The sequence below is a fragment of the Paenibacillus sp. oral taxon 786 str. D14 genome (assembly GCF_000159955.1).
Lineage (GTDB): Bacteria > Bacillota > Bacilli > Paenibacillales > Paenibacillaceae > Fontibacillus > Fontibacillus phoenicis.
In genome coordinates this window covers 55,834-73,690 of sequence record NZ_GG695984.1, presented here as the reverse complement: position 1 = coordinate 73,690, position 17,857 = coordinate 55,834, and the positions used below count along the sequence as shown (strand labels likewise).

General features: G+C 53.4%; 18 protein-coding genes and 1 tRNA gene. 6 read left to right on the top strand and 13 right to left on the bottom strand.

Features of this window, described 5'->3' with window-relative positions:
• Positions 1-532: GerAB/ArcD/ProY family transporter (locus tag POTG_RS16425; RefSeq protein ID WP_036645898.1), on the top strand; the 532-nt coding region annotated here is incomplete at its 5' end.
• Positions 533-535: 3 nt separating this feature from the next.
• On the opposite strand, the gene POTG_RS16420 is transcribed toward POTG_RS16425, so the two are convergent.
• A complete protein-coding gene (locus POTG_RS16420; protein ID WP_009225964.1) occupies positions 536-1,312 on the bottom strand; it encodes an ABC transporter ATP-binding protein in 777 nt (258 codons plus the stop codon).
• 146 nt (positions 1,313-1,458) lie between these two features.
• On the opposite strand from POTG_RS16420, the gene POTG_RS16415 reads away from it, so the two are divergent.
• Complete coding sequence (locus POTG_RS16415) at positions 1,459-2,298, top strand: GNAT family N-acetyltransferase (protein ID WP_009225963.1); 840 nt, start codon at positions 1,459-1,461, stop codon at positions 2,296-2,298.
• Between the two features lie 2 nt (positions 2,299-2,300).
• Here the strand turns inward: POTG_RS16415 and POTG_RS24925 are convergent, their stop codons facing one another.
• Positions 2,301-2,774 (bottom strand): ABC transporter transmembrane domain-containing protein, encoded by a 474-nt coding sequence (locus tag POTG_RS24925; RefSeq protein ID WP_009225962.1) that lies wholly within the window; start codon positions 2,772-2,774, stop codon positions 2,301-2,303.
• A 115-nt stretch (positions 2,775-2,889) separates the two neighbouring features.
• On the opposite strand from POTG_RS24925, the gene POTG_RS16405 reads away from it, so the two are divergent.
• Positions 2,890-3,753 carry a class I SAM-dependent methyltransferase gene (locus POTG_RS16405; protein ID WP_009225961.1) on the top strand — a complete coding sequence of 288 codons (864 nt, stop codon included), beginning with the start codon at positions 2,890-2,892 and terminating at the stop codon, positions 3,751-3,753.
• Positions 3,754-3,756: 3 nt separating this feature from the next.
• Complete coding sequence (locus POTG_RS16400) at positions 3,757-4,527, top strand: RluA family pseudouridine synthase (protein WP_009225960.1); 771 nt, start codon at positions 3,757-3,759, stop codon at positions 4,525-4,527.
• Between the two features lie 79 nt (positions 4,528-4,606).
• Here the strand turns inward: POTG_RS16400 and POTG_RS16395 are convergent, their stop codons facing one another.
• Together POTG_RS16395 and POTG_RS16390 are read right to left on the bottom strand one after the other, a co-directional pair.
• A complete protein-coding gene (locus POTG_RS16395) occupies positions 4,607-5,017 on the bottom strand; it encodes a MarR family winged helix-turn-helix transcriptional regulator (protein ID WP_009225959.1) in 411 nt (136 codons plus the stop codon).
• A gap of 120 nt (positions 5,018-5,137) precedes the next feature.
• Positions 5,138-6,205 (bottom strand): branched-chain amino acid aminotransferase, encoded by a 1,068-nt coding sequence (locus tag POTG_RS16390; RefSeq protein WP_036645895.1) that lies wholly within the window; start codon positions 6,203-6,205, stop codon positions 5,138-5,140.
• Between the two features lie 153 nt (positions 6,206-6,358).
• On the opposite strand from POTG_RS16390, the gene POTG_RS16385 reads away from it, so the two are divergent.
• A complete protein-coding gene (locus tag POTG_RS16385) occupies positions 6,359-7,279 on the top strand; it encodes a LysR family transcriptional regulator (RefSeq protein ID WP_009225957.1) in 921 nt (306 codons plus the stop codon).
• On the opposite strand, the gene POTG_RS16380 is transcribed toward POTG_RS16385, so the two are convergent.
• The 6 genes from POTG_RS16380 to POTG_RS16355 all read right to left on the bottom strand — a co-directional run bounded on the left by POTG_RS16380 (position 7,262) and on the right by POTG_RS16355 (position 14,860).
• Positions 7,262-7,456: a helix-hairpin-helix domain-containing protein gene (locus POTG_RS16380; RefSeq protein WP_009225956.1), complete on the bottom strand. Its 195-nt coding sequence runs from the start codon at positions 7,454-7,456 to the stop codon at positions 7,262-7,264. The genes POTG_RS16385 and POTG_RS16380 overlap by 18 nt on opposite strands.
• A 77-nt stretch (positions 7,457-7,533) precedes the next feature.
• Positions 7,534-9,972 (bottom strand): DNA topoisomerase IV subunit A, encoded by a 2,439-nt coding sequence (parC, locus tag POTG_RS16375; RefSeq protein WP_036645893.1) that lies wholly within the window; start codon positions 9,970-9,972, stop codon positions 7,534-7,536.
• 13 nt (positions 9,973-9,985) lie between these two features.
• Positions 9,986-11,971: a DNA topoisomerase IV subunit B gene (parE, locus tag POTG_RS16370; RefSeq protein WP_009225954.1), complete on the bottom strand. Its 1,986-nt coding sequence runs from the start codon at positions 11,969-11,971 to the stop codon at positions 9,986-9,988.
• Between the two features lie 75 nt (positions 11,972-12,046).
• Complete coding sequence (locus POTG_RS16365) at positions 12,047-13,036, bottom strand: ABC transporter permease (protein WP_036645926.1); 990 nt, start codon at positions 13,034-13,036, stop codon at positions 12,047-12,049.
• Positions 13,029-14,015 (bottom strand): ABC transporter ATP-binding protein, encoded by a 987-nt coding sequence (locus POTG_RS16360; RefSeq protein ID WP_009225952.1) that lies wholly within the window; start codon positions 14,013-14,015, stop codon positions 13,029-13,031. The genes POTG_RS16365 and POTG_RS16360 overlap by 8 nt, the downstream gene beginning before the upstream one ends.
• A gap of 41 nt (positions 14,016-14,056) precedes the next feature.
• A complete protein-coding gene (locus tag POTG_RS16355; RefSeq protein WP_009225951.1) occupies positions 14,057-14,860 on the bottom strand; it encodes a GDSL-type esterase/lipase family protein in 804 nt (267 codons plus the stop codon).
• 193 nt (positions 14,861-15,053) lie between these two features.
• On the opposite strand from POTG_RS16355, the gene POTG_RS16350 reads away from it, so the two are divergent.
• Positions 15,054-15,126, top strand: a tRNA-Lys gene (locus tag POTG_RS16350).
• A 158-nt stretch (positions 15,127-15,284) separates the two neighbouring features.
• On the opposite strand, the gene POTG_RS16345 is transcribed toward POTG_RS16350, so the two are convergent.
• The 3 genes from POTG_RS16345 to POTG_RS16335 all read right to left on the bottom strand — a co-directional run bounded on the left by POTG_RS16345 (position 15,285) and on the right by POTG_RS16335 (position 17,773).
• Positions 15,285-15,791 (bottom strand): DUF4178 domain-containing protein, encoded by a 507-nt coding sequence (locus POTG_RS16345; protein WP_009225950.1) that lies wholly within the window; start codon positions 15,789-15,791, stop codon positions 15,285-15,287.
• A 33-nt stretch (positions 15,792-15,824) separates the two neighbouring features.
• Entirely contained in the window at positions 15,825-16,496 is a 672-nt protein-coding gene (locus tag POTG_RS16340) for a PspA/IM30 family protein (RefSeq protein ID WP_009225949.1), read from the bottom strand.
• 740 nt (positions 16,497-17,236) lie between these two features.
• Positions 17,237-17,773: a CAP domain-containing protein gene (locus POTG_RS16335; protein WP_009225948.1), complete on the bottom strand. Its 537-nt coding sequence runs from the start codon at positions 17,771-17,773 to the stop codon at positions 17,237-17,239.
• Between the last annotated feature and the right edge of the window lie 84 nt (positions 17,774-17,857).

Here is a 17,857-nt window from a genome sequence, read left to right as displayed (position 1 = left end):
GTTTTTACTTTTCCCTTATCTAGAGAAGCCAAAAAAGGTGTTTCGTACCCTCTTCTGGGCTACAATCACTTCGCTGCTGCTGATCGTGTTGCATCTCATTCCGATCCTGCTGACGTTTGGACCGAACCTGGGAGCCAATCTGGTTTACCCTGACATGGAACTGGTTCGTTTCATTCGCGTTGGCTCATTTATCGAAACGATGGATCCGATCTTAATTATTTTGTGGCTGACCAGCATCTTTGTCAAAATTGCGTTTGTGGTATTCACCGCGGTCTTATGCATTGCCCAATTGACCGGCGTGAAAGATCATAAACCGTTCACGCTGCCGGTTGTCGCCTTTGTGTCCATTTACGCCATGTCGATTGCCAGAACTCCGCCGGAAATTATTTCTTTCCTGTCCTGGGAAGGGGCGCCGATGTTCTTTTTCGCCGAATTTCTCATCCCCAGCTTCTATTGGTTAGTGGCTGCAATACGCAAAAAAGCCTCCGGCTCCAAAACAGCAAAACCCGCCGGGAGTACCCCGACGGGTTAAGGCTTATTTCGTCGACAGCCAAGCTCGTTCCTGATTCCATCGCAAAGCCACCGGCGTTTCAAAGAAATCGGATAACCCGGTTTCGTTCAGGACATCCGACGTTTTCCCTTGCGCGTAGACTTCTCCCCGCCGGAGCAGCAGCGTATGCGTGAAAATCGGCAAAATTTCCTCGGTATGGTGCGTTACATACAGCATATGCGGCGTATTCGGTTCGGCGGCCAGCTGTGCGATGCTTTCCAGCAATCCTTCCCGGGAGATGAAATCCAGCCCGTTCGTTGCCTCGTCCAGGATGAGCAGCTGGGGCGAAGCCATCAAAGCCCGAGCAATCAACAGCTTTTGCTGTTCACCTTGGGAACAGGTCTGGTAAGTTCGTCCATGTAAATGGCTGCAATGGAGCTGGTTCATGAAGGCTGCAGCCCGGTCGTAATCCTCTGACGTTGGTTTCTCGTAAAGTCCGATGGTTGCAAACTTGCCGCTTACCACAAGATCTTCAGCTTTTTGCCCCCCGTGTAGTCTGGCCTGCATCGAAGAACTAACCCACCCAATCGTTTTGCGCAGCTCCCGCAAATCTACTTCGCCAAACCGGTTCCCCAGTACGCTGATATGGCCAGATGTCGGCCAGAGGTAGCCGCTGATCATGTTCAGCAACGTCGTTTTGCCTGAACCGTTCAAGCCTAGCATCGCCCAATGTTCTCCCTCGCGGACCGTCCAATCGATGCCGTTTAATACGGCTTTCCCATCCCGGAACCAAGTCACTTGTTCCATTTCGATGATATTCATTCCTGGTACCTCCGAAAAAATAAGTAGATTTGCAGTACTTTCAAGCTACCCCCGTACTTGCGATATGTCAAGCGCGTCTGCCCACGATTTCACATGCCAATTTCCTTCCGATCCGCTAGAATACGAATGAAGGGAAGTGAGCTGGCATGAATCTAACATGGACATGGGCTGACGTAGAAGCCCTCCAACAACACGTAGAGCAGCATGACGGAATTGCTTTGAAGTTAAATTGGGACACCTTACACTCCCGCAAGGAAGAGAGTGCCGCAGATTTGATCGAGTTCCGCGACGGGCAACTGGTCGCTTTCTTAGGCTTGTATCCGTTCGGAAGCACGCTGGAGGTCTGCGGCATGGTTCACCCAGATTACCGCAGACAAGGTATTTTCACCTCTCTGCTGCAGCGTGGGTTATACCTAGCTACGGTGGGTTCGTATCCGAAGATCCTATTGAATGCTCCTGGGAACTCCGACTCGGCCAAGCATTTCCTTGCCGCCTATCCTTGCCGCTATGAATTCAGCGAATTTCAAATGAAGCACTCCCCTCAAGAGGCTTGCACGAATGCTCCGTCCAGAACGGCTCAAATCGCTCTCCGATCCGCGGAGGACACGGACCGACCGCTGCTCGCTCGCCTCGATCAGGAGGGATTTGATCTCCAGCCGGAGGAAGCCCGGATGTACTACGAGAAGTTAACGGAGGAAGAAATTCGTCAGAACGAGCTCATCGTGCATGAAGGCGAAGCCGTTGGGAAAATTCGGGTGTCCCGTCGTGATCAAGAGGCTTGGATCTACGGCTTTGTTGTTACTTCATCCCGGAGGGGGCAAGGCATCGGTAGTACTGCTTTGCGTCAGGTGGTTGAACGCGAACGTGCCAAAGGCTTTGAGGTCTGGCTGGAAGTCGCACTCAACAACCCCCAAGCCAAGAAACTTTATGAACAGACGGGGTTTCGGGTTTGTCGATCCCAGGACTACTATGCTTATTTGCGTTGATTCTAAAACGAATCAGACCGCAGGCTCCCCTTAAGAGCTTCTGCGGTCTTCGTTGCTTTAAGGCATTCAAATGTCCGAACTGGCATGTAATTGATGGACAAGCTGCCGGCCATGATTTTGTAAGCCCAAAGCTTCGTGGCGCGATAGGCATTGTTGTTTTCCTCAAACAGTTTTTGTTCATGCCCTTCGTTCACAAACGCCTGGACTACGCGGATCCCGCCGATGTTCTCCTCTACGCGGGAATTGAAATCAGCGAGCGCGGAAAACAAGCCGTGGTAGGTCTTGGTCATTTTTCCATTGAAATAAAGCGCTGCCACCACGGCACAGCTGAAATCTAGAATAAACAAATGTTTATAAGGTCGGTAATATGAAAAAAACGACGTAACATTTCCAAGACTCTCTCCTTGCCTCTCCAAAACTTGGCGTTTTAATGAAAGACTACCACAGTCGCGGAATGAATTGAAGATCGTTTTCACCGGGAAGGTAGCATGCCGATAGAAAAATAAGGTACAATAACTACCGAATCTACAGAACTTAAGGACATGCCCAAACGGGCGGGCCGCATGAGGCGGCGGAAGGAAGGATCAACACATGTATGTAGCAAACGATTGGCAGGATTATGAAGTAATGGACACCGGAAACGGGGAAAAGCTGGAGCGCTGGGGGGATATCATTTTGCGGCGCCCCGACCCGCAGATCATCTGGCCGATCGCCAATGAGGATCGCCGCTGGCACGATGTGCACGGGCATTACCACCGCAGCTCCTCCGGCGGCGGACAGTGGGAGATGAAGAAGCAGATTCCCGACCGTTGGACGATTTCCTATGACCGGCTGAAATTTTATATCCGCCCAACCAATTTCAAACATACCGGATTGTTTCCGGAGCAAGCCGCCAACTGGCGGTGGATGATGGACAAGATCGCCGGCGCGGGTCGGCCGATTCAGGTGCTGAACCTGTTTGCATATACCGGCGGCGCCACCGTAGCCGTAGCTTCGGCCGGCGCTTCGGTCGTTCACGTCGATGCAGCGAAAGGGATGGTCCAATGGGCTAAGGAGAACCTGGCGCTGTCCGGTTTGGCCGACCGCCATGTACGCTTCATCACGGATGACGTGTTCAAATTCGTGCAGCGGGAGCAACGGCGCGGCAACCGTTATGACGCGATTATCATGGATCCTCCGTCCTACGGGCGTGGTCCGGGCGGTGAGATGTGGAAGCTGGAGACGAGCCTCTACCCGTTCGTGGAATCTTGCTTGTCGATTCTGTCGGACAAGCCGCTCTTCTTCCTCATCAACTCGTATACGACCGGCATTTCCCCTACCGTACTGAACAACATTCTGACGATGACCGTCAAGAAGCGTTACGGAGGACGGATCTCGGCCGGCGAACTGGGACTGCCGATCACCCGCTCGGGGCTTCACCTCCCTTGCGGCATTCTCGGACGCTGGGAGGAATAATCAATGGATTCCGAAGCTAAGCGGACCTCGGGGCAGCCGGCGATGGCAATCCTTTACGAAGACAACCATCTGCTCGGTATCGAGAAGCCGGTGAACATCCCCACCCAGGAGGATGCCAGCGGGGACCCCGATCTGCTGAATTTGCTGAAGGCGGACATCAAGGAGCGGTATGGCAAGCCCGGCAACGTCTATCTCGGACTTGTCCATCGGCTGGACCGTCCGGTCGGGGGCGCCATGATTTTTGCCAAGACATCAAAAGCCGCTTCGCGGTTAGCGGAGATGGTGCGGAGCCGCCGGTTCAGCAAAACGTATGTCGCCGTCGTACACGGAACGCCGCCGCAGCGGCAAGGTCATTTGACGGATACGCTGCTTAAAGACGAACGCACCAATACGGTGTCTGTCGTTCCCGCGGGGACATCCGGCGGCAAAGAAGCCCGGCTTGATTACCGGGTGCTCGGCACCTCCGCATCGGAGCGGCTGAGCCTTGTGCAGGTGGAGCTGCACACCGGCCGGCCGCACCAGATCCGGGTGCAAATGAGCCAAATCGGCTGCCCCCTGTATGGCGATCAGAAATATGGCGCGGGGCGGAATAAACCAGGCCAACAAATCGCACTTTGGTCGCTGTACGTCGGTTTTCCGCACCCGGTGACCAAGGAGCCGATCGATCTGGTCTCCCTCCCGCCGCGCGCGTATCCCTGGGATCGGTGGGAGGAAGGAACGTATACCCGCCTCGCAGCGCTGCTGCAGGCCGGGGGAAACGGAATAGAAATGTAAAAAAGGCGGGACGTCCGGAGCTGATTATTCAGCTCCCTGACGTCCCGCCTATTCATTGACTCCCTCGTAGGCAAGTTCCTTATTTCGTTCCGGAAATTTTGCCCAGCAGAAATACCAGCAGTTGTTGATTATGGGTGGAGATGCGATTCAACACGCCGCTTAAGTAAGCGTTGCGAACTTCGATGCCCCGCCGGACTTCGGATTGTCCTTTATCAGTAATCGACACCCATACGTTGCGGCGATCGTTCTCGTCCCGGTCACGGCGGATCAGTTCGCCCCGCTCCATTCGGTCAAGCAGCATCGTCACTGCAGCCGGCGTCGTGGAGAGAAACGGAATCAAATCGGACGGCTTCAGATTGCCCTGCTGCTCCAGCAGCTCCAGAACGGTCAACTGCGACGTCGTTAGCGTAGGAGCCAGCTCCTCCTCCATGTGGGCCTGATAATCCTTCACGATGAGATCAAGCAATCTGGCAAATTCAGCGGTATGCAATCTTATCCCTCCTTGCCTTACATCACCACTTGGATAATTCGCTGCTTCCTTCGCAAATTCCTGCTGCCTTGAAGCAATTATCCGGTGGTTTGCGGCAGAGGGGGCACCGCACTGGTTGTTTTATCGGACAGGATACCGCCAGCCGAACGTATCCTCCCGTTCCCCGCGTTGGATTCCTGTCAGCGTGTCGTACAGTTTGGCCGACAATTCTCCGGTCTGGCCTCCGGCAATCTCCATGTCATGACCTTCCCACGTCATGCTGCCGATCGGGGAAATGACCGCCGCAGTTCCAGTGCCAAACGCTTCTTCAAGCCGACCTTCCTTATGAGCCTCAAACAGTTCTTCGATCGAGATCCGGCGTTCCTTGACGGGAACTCCCCACGCCCTAAGCAGCTGAATGACTGAGTCCCGCGTGACGCCAGCCAGGATGCTGCCATTCAGTTCCGGTGTCACAACTTCCCCGCCAATTTTGAAGAACACATTCATGCTGCCCACTTCTTCGATATACCGTTTTTCGATGCCGTCAAGCCATAGCACCTGGGAGTAGCCAAGCGGTTTGACGTCCTCCTGCGCTTTGATCCCTGCGGCATAGTTCCCGGAGGTTTTCGCTTCGCCTGTACCGCCGCGAACCGCCCGGACGTACCGATCCTCCACGTAAATGCGCACCGGATGGATGCCTTCCGGATAATAAGCCCCAACCGGCGACAAAATGACGATCAACCGATACTCCTCCGCAGCCCGCACGCCAAGCCCTGCTTCGGTAGCGATAATAAAGGGGCGGATATACAAGGAATTGCCTTCGCCTTCCGGCATCCACTCCTCCTCCAGGGCTAGCAGACGGCAGATGCCCTCCAGCACTTCCTGCGGATCAACTTGGGGAATCCCAATGCGTGCGCACGAATGGTTCAAGCGGCGCAAATTCATATCGGGCCGGAACAATACCAGCTCTCCCTGCGGTGTCCGGTACGCCTTCATCCCCTCAAACACCTCTTGCCCGTAATGGAACACCATCGCCGATGGATCCAGCGAAATCGGTCCGTACGGCACGATTCGCGGATCGTGCCAGCCTTGATCTGCCGAATAATCCATAAGTAGCATATGATCGGTAAAATATTTGCCAAAGCCCAGCTGATCGGCAGCCGGCTTCGTTTTTTTAGCCGTAGTTAATGTGATGGACCAATTTCCCATGTTAAATTTCCTCTTTTCCCATATCGGATTAACGAACTGACGAAGCAATGAATTCTCTGTCTTTCACTATACCGATTCTTTCTTCATTGATCAATAATATCGTTTCAATTATAATCATTGACAATATCTATGTATCGGGGAGAATCATCCGCTATGGAGCATCGTCTATTGGAATATTTCATCGCAGTCGGCGAGGATTTGCATTTCACCAAAGCCGCGGAAAGACTGGGAATTACGCAGCCGACGCTCAGCCACCAAATTCGCTTGCTGGAGCAAGAGCTTGGGACGGCCCTCATTCAACGGATTGGCAAAAAAAACTATCTGACTCAAGCGGGTTCAATCCTGTTGGAGCACGCCCGCCGAGTGATCTATGAGGTGGAACAGGCTAAATTGGAAATTGGCCAGATCACCGGCGTCCAGCGCGGACAGCTCCGTATCGGCTGCTCCGGCAACCACCTGCTGGAAGATAAGCTGATCTCTTTCCATCGCCAGTACCCCGGGATCGAGCTGACGGTACTTGAGCTTGCTACTGAGGAGACAAGAGCCGGACTGCTCGCCAACCAGCTGGATCTCGGCGTCGTGTTTCTGCCGCTCCAGGACGAGCACATCGTCAGCCGCCCACTGTTCGACGAGGCGCTGGTGCTGGTTGTCTCCAGCCAGCACGCGTATGCGGAGCTGCCGGAAGTGACGCTGGAGCAGGTCGCGCAGCTGCCGCTTGTGTTATTTCCGCCGAAGTTTTACGTTCGCCAGCTGCTTGATACAGCTTGCGCTGAACAGGGGATCGAGATCCGGCCGGTCATGGAGCTGTCGACGATGGAATCGCAGGTACAGATGGTCATCCACCACGTCGGGGGAACGGTTCTCCCCGGCTCCTATGCCCGGACGTTGACCAGCACGAATCGCCGCAGCGGAATCACCTTCATCCCGTTGGCAGAGCCCGTACCGCACAAAAACGTCGGGTTGGTCTACCGCAGGAGCACGTTTATGGACCCTACGCTCCAAGCGTTTATCCGTCATTTAACCGAGGAAGACGAGGAAGACACTCAAGCCCCCGTCTCAGCTCCTAAACGTTAATCCTTTCGATCGCAAAGCCTCTTTAAGCTTAGGTATGGAAGCTGGCCCCATGCCATGAAATCGCAGCACCTCTTGTTCACTCAGCTCAGCCAGCTTCTCCAAAGTCGTTACGCCATTCGCTTCCAAGGCCCGTCTAGCCGGTGCAGATAACCGCGACAGGAAATGCGCTTCCGCCATTCTCCATCCCTCCCTTCACTACGGATTGTTTAAAAAAACTCCGGGAAAGATTCAAGCCCTTCCCCGGAGTTGATCGCTTATTCTTTGACGAAGAGATCCACGATCTCGTCGTTTTTGTCTACGGACATCATCGCTTTCCCGATCGACTTCCGGTCCGCTATCGGAGCATCCTCCGAGCTGAAGGTGTGCATCTGCCCTTCCTTCGTGACCGCCTGCAGCAGCACCGGCTCCTTGCAGTGAACGCCGCCGACCAAGCGGCTGCCGTTCGGTTTGACCCGCTTGCCTTCCTTAAATTCAAACGTCTGAACGCCTTTGCCGCCCCGGCTTTGAACCGGATAATCCAGCAGCAGGCTGCGCTTAGCGTAAGCCAAGTCGGACACGACGAGCACTTCGCCTTCCTCGCCTTCGACCCAGAGCGCGGAAACAACTTCGTCATCGTCCTTCAGGTTGATTCCGCGTACCCCTGCCGATACCCGTCCCATCGGGTTCACTTCGTCTTCGGCGAACCGAATCGCCATCCCCTGCTTCGTTAGCAGCAGGATCTCTTGGTTGTTCCGGCTGACGGTGACACTCAGCACTTCATCGCCGTCGCCAACCTTGCAGGCAGCTACCGCGCCGGAGCGCTTCTTCTCGTATTCTTTCAGCTCCGTCCGCTTCACCTGACCGTTCTTCGTCACGAAGACCAAACTGAGCTCCGGATTCTCATCGAAGCTTTTCACCGGAATGACGCTGACAATGCGATCTTCCTTGGCGAGCGGGATCACGTTGACGATCGCCGTCCCGTTATCCTTCCATTTGAACTCTGGAATCTGGTGCACCGGCAAGAGGAAGTATTGGCCCCGCTGCGTAAAGATCAACAGGTTCTGCAGCGTATCTACCTCTAGCAGATACTTAATGTAGTCGCCTTCCTTGACCCCGGAGCCATCCCGCTCCCCGCCGGATCGAGTAAACGACAGCATGCTGGTGCGCTTGATGTATCCCTCACGGGAAATCGTGACCAGCACATCCTCTTGGGCAACCAACACTTCGAGGTTGACCTTGAGCTCCTCGACCTCGTCCTGAATGTGCGAGCGGCGGTCGATCCCATATTTATCGCGGATCTCGATCAGCTCTCTCTTGATCAATGCGATCAGCTTCTTATCGCTTTCCAAGATGCCGCGCAACACGGTGATTTTCTTCTGGATGTCCTCCAGCTCTTTTTGCAGCGTCGTAATTTCCAGATTGGTCAAACGGTACAGCTGCAGGGTCAAAATCGCATCCGCCTGCCGTTCGGTAAACCCGAACATCCATTGCAGGTTGTTTTGCGCATCTTGACGGTTCTTGGAAGCTTTGATCGCCGCGATAACCTCATCCAAAATGTTAAGCGCCTTGACCAAGCCTTCCAATACGTGAGCACGGTCCTCCAACTTCTCCAGCTCATATTGCGTCCGGTAGGTCACAACCTCGCGCTGGTGGGCAATGTAGGCTTCGAGCATCGCTTTGAGCCCCAGCTGACGCGGCGCCTTGTTGACGATCGCCACCATGTTGAAGTTGTAAGTGACTTGCAGGTCGGTTTTTTTCAGCAAATACGCCAAAATCCCCTGTGCATCCGCATCCTTCTTCAACTCGACGACGATGCGCAGTCCGTTCCGGCCGCTTTCGTCCCGCACTTCGGCGATGCCCTCCACTTTTTTCTCCAGACGGATGTTTTCCATCGCCGTAACCAAGCGCGACTTCACCACCTGATAAGGAATTTCGGTGATGACAATCTGCTGCTTGCCGCCGCGGAGCGTTTCGATTTCCGTTTTGGAGCGCAAATAAATCCGGCCTTTGCCGGTCTCATAAGCTTCCCGAATGCCTTCCTCGCCCATGATAATTCCGCCCGTCGGAAAATCCGGTCCCTTGACGAACAACCGAATTTCCTCCAGCGTCATTTCCGGCTTCTCCATCAAGGCGATGCAGGCATCGATCACCTCGCGCAGATTATGCGGCGGAATTTCCGTTGCAAACCCTGCGGAGATCCCGCTAGCCCCGTTGACCAGCAGGTTTGGGAACCGCGCCGGCAATACGACAGGTTCCTTCGCCGTGTTGTCGAAGTTGTCCTTGAACGGCACGGTCCGTTTCTCAATATCTCGCAATAGCTCCATCGCGATCGCCGACAGGCGCGCTTCGGTATACCGCATCGCCGCTGCCGGGTCATCGTCCTGCGAACCCCAGTTGCCGTGACCGTCGATGAGCGCATGGCCCATCTTCCATGGCTGCGCCATCCGCACCATCCCTTCGTAGATCGAAGAGTCCCCGTGCGGATGGTAGTTCCCCATGACGTCCCCAACCGTCTTCGCCGATTTACGGTACGGCTTGTCCGGCGTATTGCCGGAGTCGTACATTGCATACAAAATCCGGCGTTGGACCGGCTTCAACCCGTCGCGAATATCAGGGATCGCCCGGTCCTGAATAATATATTTGGAATACCGGCCAAAGCGGTCGCCTACAACCTCTTCCAAGAACGCCGGCAAAAAGTTTTCCAGCATGCTCACATCAATTCACCTTCTATTCCTCAAACTCCGTGAAATCCACGTTTTCCACGATCCATCGCTTGCGCGGATCGACCTTGTCCCCCATCAGCGTAGACACGCGGCGCTCCGCTTTGGCGGCGTCTTCGATCTGCACCTGCAGCATGGTCCGCGTTTCCGGATTCATCGTCGTTTCCCACAGCTGTTCGGGATTCATTTCTCCCAAACCTTTGTAGCGTTGCAGCTCGAAATTTTTGCCGAATTCCTTCAGATAGTTTTGCAGCTGCTCGTCGGTCCACGCATATCTCACCGTCTCCAGCTTGCCGGAACGGCGGGTAATCTTGTACAACGGCGGCTGCGCGATATAGACCCGTCCTGCATCGATCAGCGGCTTCATATAACGGTAAAAGAACGTCAGGAGCAGCACTTGAATGTGTGCACCGTCCGTATCGGCGTCAGTCATGATGATGATCTTGGAAAAGTTACTGTCCTCCAAGGCGAATTCCGGCCCGATGCCCGCGCCAATCGCCGAAATGATCGCCCGGTACTCGTCGTTTTTGAGAATATCCGCAAGCTTGGCCTTCTCCGGATTCATCGGCTTCCCTTTCAGCGGCAAAATCGCCTGAAGCTTCGAATCACGCCCTTGCTTGGCCGAACCGCCAGCGGAATCCCCTTCCACGATAAACAGCTCCGTACGTGTATAATCCTTCGATTGCGCCGGCGTCAGTTTGCCGCCAAGGTTGGAGCTTTCGCTCCGCTTCTTGCCCGAACGCATTTCGTCGCGGGCTTTGCGAGCGGCTTCCCGCGCTTTGGAGGCTTGGATCGCCTTCTTGATCAGCGTCTGGGCGACCTGCGGGTTCTCTTCCAGGAACACCGCCATTTTCTCGCCGACTACCGATTCCACCGCGCTGCGCGCCGATGCGCTTCCGAGTTGGTCCTTCGTTTGACCTACAAACTCCACCTCGGACATCTTAACGCTGATTACGGCCATCATGCCCTCGCGCAAATCATTACCCTCGAGGTTTTTGTCCTTTTCCTTGAGCATTCCGTTCTTCCGGGCATATTCGTTCATCACGCGGGTGTAAGCTGTCTTGAATCCGGTTTCATGCGTTCCCCCGCCCCGAGTTGGGATGGAGTTAACGAACGACACCAGCGTTTCGGTATACCCTGCATTGTATTGCAGCGCCACTTCGACTTCGATGTCATCCCGCTCCGCATAGAAGTGGATGACATCATGCAGCACGTCCTTTCCGTCATTGAGGAACTCAACGAACTGGCTGGCTCCGCCCTCGTAAAAAAACTCGTCAGAACGGCCAGCCCGCTCATCCTTCAAGGTCACCTTCAGGCCCGAATTCAGAAACGCGATCTCTTGCAACCGTTCCGCGAGCGTATCGTAGTTTAATCCGATCCCGCCGGAGAAGACGCGAATATCCGGTTTAAACGTCACCTTCGTGCCGGTCTTGTTCGTATTGCCGATAATCTCCAGCCCTGTGACCGGCTCACCGACGTGTTCAATGCCTTTCTCGTCAACCCAATATTCGAAGCGCATCCGGTGGATTTTTCCGTCTCGATAAATTTCCACTTCGAGCCACTCGGACAAGGCGTTCGTTACCGATGCACCAACGCCGTGCAAGCCGCCGGATTTCTTATAACCCGCTCCGCCAAACTTGCCGCCTGCATGCAGGATCGTATAAACGACCTGCGGCGTCGGAATGCCGGTTTTATGCATGCCGGTTGGAATCCCCCGGCCGTTATCGAGTACGGTGACAGATCCGTCCTTGTTCAGCGTAATATCAATTTTCGTGCAGTACTTCGCCAGATGCTCGTCGACCGCGTTGTCGACGATCTCCCATACCAGATGATGAAGTCCCGACGAGCTCGTACTGCCAATATACATCCCTGGCCGTTTGCGTACCGCGACAAGCCCTTCGAGCACTTGAATGTCGTCCGCGTCGTATCCCGAAGACGGGCCATCGGCATTCGTGCCGGGTACGTCCTCGAACAAATCGATTTGTTCGGCCATCATGCTCCCCCTTTAATTCTTTAGTCTACCTCTGTATGTAGTAGTCGAACAGATGTTTTGGTGCCTTTGTCCATTTTAATTCAAAATATCTTGTTTCGTAAAGACAAGGAATGAAACGACGAGGGCGCAAGCCCCCCAAATCGCCAGCACAGCCAGCGAAAATCCCAGCGTCATCCCCTCGATCGGAGCCGGTGTCCCCGCCAAATAATTCGTTAAACCGAGATTCACCATAAACAAATATTTGGCGCTGGTCCAGGAGGAAGCCATATTCGTCAAAATATTGCCGGCAATCAGCGTCGCCATCATAATGACAATGCTCGCCGACGTGCTGCGCACCAGCACCGACACCATAAACGCCAAGGCGGCCACCACCACGCTGACAAACCAGATCAGGCCGGCCTGCATGAAAATATACAACCATTGCGGCACTGCATGCACACCCGAAATGTCTACTTCGGCCCCCCGCAGCTGGAATCCTGTAAATACCGGCAGCGCCCATCCGCGGTAACCAAAAAATAACCCTGAAATTAAATAGCATATCAAACAGGTTGATACAATGATCAAGGACACAAACATCATCAGCGTGATGAGCTTGCTTAGCAGGATTTTCCATCGCCTTACCGGCCGAGTAAGCAGCATTTTGACCGTTCCACTCGTCCGTTCCGAAGACACAATATCCGATCCTACGCCCATAATTAACAGCGGAATGAACAGCGTAGCTGCGTTATCCAAGAACTCCCGAGTAAAAGATACGCCGCCCGGTTCTCTGGGATTCACGTCATGCTCCAAATAATATTTCAACTGTTGAATATAAATTTTACGGTATTTCTTCCATTCCTCCGGCACCCGGTCGCTGCCCAGGGAATTCTGATTGTCTGTGATCGCTTGTTGCACTTCCCGGCGCCAGTCCGTCCCGAACTTCTCCCGTTTGTCCTCCGCTTGTCGCAGTTGGGCGTATGCAAACATCGGGACCAGCACGATCAACACGAGCAAGATGACGTAAAAGCGTTTCTTTTTAATCATCTTGATCGTTTCATTTTTTACTAAAGGAAGAATGTTATTCAATGCTTTCACCTTCCGTCATCTCCAGGAACAGCTGCTCGAGCGTCGGATTCACCTTCTGCACGGCCTCTACCCGGATCCCTTCCTGCACCAGACGCTGTACGAGGCCAGGGATCAATTCCGGCTGCATTTGAGTTACGATCGCCTGGCCCTGGATTCCCGCCATAATCGTATCGTCCAGGACGTTTCCGGCTTCGGTTACCACGTTGACCCCGCTTGCCGACCGCAGCAGCCGCTCGCCAGGCTCCCGGGGCTCCAATTCCCAGACCACATAACTTCGATTCGCCTGGATCAGCTCATCGACTTTGCCGACGGCGAGTACACGCCCGCGCCCGATAATCGCCACTCGATCGCACAGCAGTTGAATTTCGCTGAGCAGGTGGCTCGATACAAAAACGGCCATCCCTTCTTCCGCGAGCCGGCGGATGAAGCTGCGCATTTCTTTGATCCCCTTGGGATCCAGACCGTTTGTAGGTTCATCCAGAATCAGAAGCTTCGGCCGGCCCAACAACGCTTGGGCAATACCCAACCGCTGCCGCATGCCCAGCGAATAGGTTTTCACTTTGTCGTCGATCCGGCCCGTTAGCCCAACCATTTGCACAACTTCTTCAATCCGCTTCCCATCGATGCCCGAAATCATGCGGGCGAAATGCTCGAGATTCTCCCGCCCGGTTAAATAGCTGTAAACCTCGGGATTTTCCACGATGGACCCAACGCAGCGGAGCGCCAGCTCCGGTTCCCGTTGTACATTGTATCCGCAAATATGTACTTGGCCTTCGGTTGGCCGAATTAAATCGACGAGCATGCGGATCGTGGTTGTTTTGCCGGCTCCGTTGGGACCAAGGAACCCAAAGATCTCTCCGGCGTACACCTCGAAATTCACTTCATGCACGATCCATTTACGTCCGATTTTCTTTTTGAGCCCCTGCACCCTTAGGACAGGTTGACGCTGCTCAGCGATGATCGGCTGCCGTGCTGCCATGGCGTTCACTCCTTCATTTAGACTCCAGCATTAAACCGTCATTAGCGTGCGATGCTTTGGACCATCCGTTCGGCAATCGCCTGGTAGCCATCTCCGTTCGGATGAAAATGGTCGCTCGACAAATAACGGGACGAGTTATTCGTAAACAAGTCATAGGTTGGCACGACCAAGGTGCCGTCATATTCCCCAAGCGTTTTCATCGCCATCGCGTTCCAGCGCGCTACCGCATCGTTACCGATTTCGCGCATCCCATCAAGATCGCTGAACGGATTATATAAACCCACGTAGACGAGGAGCGCTTGCACGTTGATTTTCTTGATTTGTGCTACGATTTTTTCAAAATCCGCCGAGCTCTTCTCAATCGCCGCTTCGATTTCCGTCTGGGTTGGGACTTGCTGTCCCGAGGTTAACGCCTCCGTGCCGTCAAACAGATCATTTCCCCCAATCGACAACAGGATAATCCCCGACTGCTGCAGGGCATATTTCACACCCGGATCGTCCAGCATCGGCAGCAGTTCCTTCGTTGTCAGACCGTTAATTCCCAAGTTATTGACCAGTTTAGACGTGGCGCCCTCTTTATTAAAGAGATCCACCGTCCGGCGGGCAAATCCGCTGCCTGTATCGTCCCCAGTCCCTTTGGCCAAGGAATCCCCGATGGCCGTCACATCCCAGGCCCCCGCTTTCACGGCGGGTTCCGTTTGGGACGGTGAAACTGTCGAATGGCCAGCGGCTGCCGACGGATCGGCAATATCCGACACCGCATATACGAATCCAGCGAGCAGAATTAAAGTCGATACCAGTGACGCCAATCCCGCCCACCGCCAAATCCGGGACGTCCTGCTCATGTAACCCCTCCTGTTTCCTCGCAGTCCCTCATTTACGCTAATTATGAGTAACTCTCCAACTTATGTAAATAACATAAAACTTCTTGCAAAGAGATGCAAATTTTCTCGAAAAAAGGACTAGCATTTTTAGAACTGTAGAGTTATAATAGTTCTTGTCCTTAAGAAACCTTCACATTAAGGAACCTTACATTAAGGGTTATTAGCTTAGCTGGTAGAGCAGCCGACTCTTAATCGGCAGGTCGCAGGTTCGACCCCTGCATAACCCATTTATAGCATCCTCCACTGCATTGGCAGCTTGGGGGATGTTATTTTTTTGTGTGCTTTCGGCGAAAAAAAAGCGCGGGAATCGAGGGGATCGCCTCGTTCTCGCGCTTCATCGGGCTTCATCGCGCTTTGGAACAATAGTTGCTTAAAGATTATCGCCTTAATTGGCTCGAATGACTTTGACGTCGGCCGGAATCACCTTAACGCCTTCGTACAACATAAACCGCCCGTTCTGCCATTCGATCCGCAGCAGCTTGCCGTCGTCTGACTGGTACTGCCACACATGCTGTTCCCCGCCTTGAAGGAACGGCGTCTTGCCAACCACAGATACGTAACCGCCGTACTCTTCCTCCAAATAATACAGCGTTCCGTCAAGATCCATCTGGCCCGGCACCTCGGTCGGATCGTTCAGCCGTCCGTCAATCGGCTGATAGAGATGATACTGCAGCGTCTCACGATCCTCGACCAGCAGATAACGGATCTGACTGCCGTCCTGCAGCGTCAGCATAACCGCGTTACGCCCGCGATTGCCGACCCGGCCGGTCACCTCGTAGGAAATGAGCGATACCTCGCAGATATCGCCCGGGGCCAGCGATAGCATGCTCTTCTCTACGACGGGCGGCGCCGGTTTGGCAAACAAATTGCCGAGTCTTTTCCATACGCTCATATTTGGTCTAGCCTCACTTTAGAATCAAGTCGCTTATTTTTTATCCTCATATAGCTTCATCAGCTCGGCCAATTCTGCTTCCACGGCAGAATCCTTGTTCAGGCTTTCGAACTCTTCATCCAAGGATTTAGCCTTAGAGTTCAGCTCATTGCTGGCTTCGGCTTGGGCTTCCATTTGCAGCATCTTCTCTTCCATCCGCTTCAGGCCGTTTGCCGCGGAATCGGAGTTAAACCCGGACATCGTCTTGTTGATTTCATTTTGCGCTTTAGCTGCATTGTATCTGGCAACCAACGTTTCGCGTTTATTCTTCATTTCCGTCAGCTGTTTGCGCATTTCCTCAAGCTTCGCCCGAAGATTGTCGGCAGCGGCTTTGTTTTGCTCGTAGCTTGCCTTGTATTCCGCCATTTTTGCCTCAGCGGCTTTCTTCTCTTCAAGTGCGCGGCGAGCCAGGTCAACGTTTTGCGCTTGAGCCGCCTGATGCGCCTGCTGGGTACGCCGCTCGACCAACGCTTGCTGCTCTTCATACAAGCCTTTAAACTTCTTCTCAATCGCGATTTGGGCGGCAACCGCCTTCTCCGCATCTTCGAGATCTTCTTGCATATCCCGGATATATTGGTCGGTCAATTTGATCGGATCTTCCGCTTTGTCGATCAAAGCGTTGATATTAGACATGGTCAAATCGCGTAATCTTTTGAAAATGGACATTTGCTTTTCCTCCCGATTAAAATATCAGATTATGCTTATGTTTACGCTGCAAAGTTCGGGAGGTTTCAATAAAATATCTCGGATTAGACGATGAGCATGAAAGATTGATTTAAAGAGCTTTGGTGGCCGCCGGGTGAAATGTTCTTACGATCGCTGTTGCTCGCGGATTTCTTGGATTCAGTAAACTCCAACACTGTAGAAATCCGCTCCCAAAGGCGACCAATGCGTTTCTCCCGCACCTGATCTCTAACGGAACGTAGAGACGTTATTTAAACATTTCCCGGTCATTTCCCGTTCTAACGGAACCAGAAGCCGTTATTCACCTCAAAATGGACCCAATAGAGCCAAATTCACCCGAATAAGGTCTCCTCGTTCCGTTAGAATTCCCAATCATGCACCTAGAGCCAAATAGCGTCTCTCAGTTCCGCTAAAACTCCATTATCCCGTTGAATCACTCTACGTTGGTCCGTCAGCCGACTGCTCAAACACACTTTTCGCTCCCCAGACTCCGCTAAAATACATCAAAGAGCCCGGCTGTCTAGCCGGGCTCTTCCTGCATCCGCCCACATTTCCGGCGTCCTATTGCTTGAAGAAAAAGAATAACGAACCTAAGGGAGTTTACGTCCGCATTTGGGAGCCGCTTGTCTTCCTTCCCTCTCATCGATGGACAAACGGCGGACAAGAGCGGCCCGTGGTCGTTATCCTTTTTCGTGGATCAGCAATAGGATGAAGGGAACTTCCTATTTCCCAATAAACTCCTGCACCCAATACCCATTATAATACCCGACGCCGATCAGCTTGTATTTAGGGTTGAGGATATTCGCCTTATGGCCGGGACTCTCCATCCAATCCTTGACCACTTCCTCAGCGGTGCGTTGCCCTTTGCCGATGTTCTCTCCTGCGTAGATGTAGGTAATGTTGAACGCGTCCATCATGTCGAAGGGAGAGCCGTATTTCGGTGATGTATGGCTGAAATACGCGGTTTTGAACATGTCGATGGCTTTGGTTTTGGCCATTTTGGTCAAATTGGTATGTACGATCAGCGGCTTCAGACCGGCTTTCTTACGCTCCTGGTTGACGAGTTCAACTACCTTGGACGCGTTCTGTGTCTGGATCTTCAGGTAGACCGCTGCAAGCGACTTCGAGGAATTGCTGGCGGCAGCTGCGGCATACGCAGTATCCGTACCGAATCCAGTTCCTCCTTGCCACGTCGTCATAACCAAAACCAAGGCTGCAATCAGCAGCCCGGACAAACCGATTTTGCTCCACTTCTTCATGATGGCTTGCTCCCCCCAGCCGATTTCCTATCGCCGATTCTTGTCTTATGATTCTTGTCACATTTTAACATATTTCGACGGCTT